The sequence below is a fragment of the Arthrobacter sp. 2YAF22_2 genome (genome assembly GCF_052114645.1).
Taxonomy (GTDB): Bacteria; Actinomycetota; Actinomycetes; order Actinomycetales; family Micrococcaceae; genus Arthrobacter.
On sequence record NZ_JBFRFD010000631.1, the window covers coordinates 1 to 1813 of the forward strand.

Here is a 1813-nt window from a genome sequence, read left to right on the forward strand (position 1 = left end):
GACACACTGGGGCTCCCGCACCGTGGCGTGGCAGAGGACGGAAGCGAATTGTTCGGCTCAGACGGCGGCCCCATGCTGCAGCTGATGCCGGTCAAGGATGGAATGCATTCAGAGCACACCACCCTGAGTTTCGAAGTCAGCGAGATCGAACGGACCGTCCAGGAGATGGAGTCCAGGGGCGTCACGTTCCAGGACTACGACCTGCCGGATCTTAAGACCGAGAACCACATCTGTTCAACGAATTCGGAGAAGTGCGCCTGGTTCATGGACACCGAGCACAACATTCTCTGCGTGCACGAGAACATCACGACGGCGGCCGACTACCAGCTCTGAGCGGCGGTACGCCTGCAGCGCCCCGGACGCCCGGGGTGCTGTTCTTCGTTTGGCCTGTCCTGGCCGGAGACCCCGGTATAACTTGGTAGCAAATTCCGGGGCGGCGGAGGGGAGGGGCGTCATGACGCTCTCTGATGCCGGGGCCGCGGGGCGGCACCGCCTTCACCTTGTCTGGCTTCCCCGAACCAGGGCCCGCAAGGTGGCCTTGGTCCTGGACCTCGTGGTGGCCGCTTTCCCGATCTGGATCGTGCCGACCTGGTACTTCATAGCGTTCCTGGTGGGCGCCGGCGGGATGTTCGAATCGCCCCGCGCGGTGGCCGCGAACAGCATCTTCCAGAGCCTCGTCGTCGTCGGCGCCTTGGCAGTCAATCTTGTTGCGTTGCTCCGCGCCAGGGATCATTCCATTCTGCTCGCTCTGGCAGCGCTCCCGCTGTCGGCGGTGCTGGTGTACATGGGCTGGTTCACGGCCGTGAACGGATTCCCGGGCAGGGCGAGGGGACTGTGACACGGACCCGCCCGTCGCCAGCAGATACCGGCGGGCTCGGCCGTCACGATGCCCCCGGAGCGGTTGGACCAGGCGCTCACGGCCCCCGGCTGTCCGCGCCGGGCTCGGGCGCGGGCTCCGGGCGGGACCAAGGTGAGATGGGGCGGGGCTGAAGCGTGCCGTTGACGGTCACGTCGACCCGTTCATTGAAGAAACTGACGAGCCCATGGATTTGGGCGGCATCCCGGAACCGCCGATCGTAAGTCCACGCGATGTTCTGGCCACTCTCCGCACCCGGGTACGTCCAGTAGCTGGCTTTGCCCTTGTACGGGCAGACGGTCCACTTGGGGCTGCGCTCCATCAGGTCCAACCGCACGTCGCCCGGCGGCAGGTAGTAGCGGACGGGGAGCATCGTTTCGTAGAGCAGCTGGGCGCCGTTCGTGCGGGCCAGCGTGACGCCGTCGAACGCCACCTCCACCTCTGCGGACGACGCGCGGATGTCCACACGGTGAAACGGATCCCGCGGATGGCCGACGATCTCCTCGTCATCCTCGAGCCAGTCGAAGGCGGCGAAATCCAGCACCACATAGCCTGCCAGATCCGGATCCCCGAGCCGGAACGCGGCCCGCGGTACGGAGGCCGACCGGCTCACGACGTCGAGTTCCTCGCCGTCGGCGGTGTGCTTGCCGAAACTGGTCCGGAGATCCAACACCGAAAGTGCGTCCCGCGACAGCTTGAAGCCGAACTCCGGGACGTCGACGCCGGGGGCAGCCGGGGCGCCGAGCCCCGCCAGCAGGTCTGCTTCCGGCACGGCAAAGACCGGGGTCATCCGGCGCGGCTCCCACACCAGGTAGGCCCGCATCGTGTCGACGACGGCGTCCCCGCTAAGGCTTGCCCGAATCCTTTTGGCGGTGGGCTCGTAGCGCAGTTGGGGGAAGGTCCCGAAGAGCAGTTGCGAGAGTTTGATGGCCATGTCCCAAGGGTGGTCCCGCGTGC

The 1813-nt window shown here is 66.5% G+C and carries 3 protein-coding genes; 2 read left to right on the forward strand and 1 reads right to left on the reverse strand.

The genetic code is table 11. The features are described 5' to 3' along the window. Both AB4Y86_RS18065 and AB4Y86_RS18070 read left to right on the forward strand, forming a co-directional pair. Positions 1 to 333, forward strand: a 333-nt coding sequence (locus AB4Y86_RS18065; protein ID WP_441403529.1) for a VOC family protein, incomplete at its 5' end; no start/stop codon positions are given. 121 nt (positions 334 to 454) lie between these two features. Next, the gene (locus AB4Y86_RS18070) at positions 455 to 838 is read left to right on the forward strand and encodes a hypothetical protein (RefSeq protein WP_441403530.1); all 384 of its coding nucleotides are present in this window, start codon (positions 455 to 457) and stop codon (positions 836 to 838) included. A 76-nt stretch (positions 839 to 914) separates the two neighbouring features. Here AB4Y86_RS18070 and AB4Y86_RS18075 read toward each other — a convergent pair. Beyond that, a partial coding sequence (locus AB4Y86_RS18075) for a DUF427 domain-containing protein (protein WP_441403531.1) occupies positions 915 to 1813 on the reverse strand: 899 nt, incomplete at its 5' end.

Coding starts and splice junctions, on each gene's coding strand:
- AB4Y86_RS18070 (WP_441403530.1), top strand. CDS start 455: ATGACGCTCTCTGATGCCGGGGCCGCGGGGCGGCACCGCCTTCACCTT.